1 pseudogene is annotated in these 614 nt (G+C 66.1%); it reads right to left on the reverse strand.

What is annotated here, in order from left to right:
* Positions 1-387, reverse strand: a pseudogene (locus AC1DVK_RS27110) (hypothetical protein); the annotation flags it as partial.
* Between the last annotated feature and the right edge of the window lie 227 nt (positions 388-614).

Consider the following 614-nt stretch of genomic DNA (forward strand, 5'->3'; position numbering starts at 1 on the left):
GATCTGGTCCATCCGGTTCACCATGATTTCCGTGACGTCCGGATCGTCCAGGAGCCGCTGCAACGGACCGTACCCGAGTACGTCGTCGGCTACGTCCCGGACCAAACGCGAGCGTTCGTCCGACGTGAGCGGGACTTGCTCCGCATCGATGATGCGGATGAGCTCCTCCCGGGCCGAGCTGCGCAGCTCGCCCTCCGTGATGGCTGAGTCGTTGAAGCGGGCTCCCATCTTTTCGAACAGCGCCGTCGCGGCGCGCTGTTTGATCGCTGCAAAAGCGTCTACGGGCTGGTGGGTCTTGGGATGGAAGCCTTCGGGCTCACCGGACGCGCCGGGTGGCCGCGTCGCCCGGGCGGGCGCCGCCGGCCGTTCGCGGCGTACTGCAGGCACAGAAGTCGGGGCCGGCATACGCGGGGCAGGCACACGGCGTGCAGCCGGGGGAGCCGTTGTGGAAGCAATCGAGACTACGGAGGCGGCGCCTGGGGCGGCTGCAGGCTGAGCCTTGTCTTTTGCCGCCTGAATGCGTTCTGAAAGTTTCAACTAGACCACAACCCGCCGGTGAGTCTTACGTTGGGAATTTGCGCGCCAGGCCGGGCTGAAGCGTTCCACGAGTTGGC

The organism is Peribacillus sp. P4_B1 (assembly GCF_056402395.1).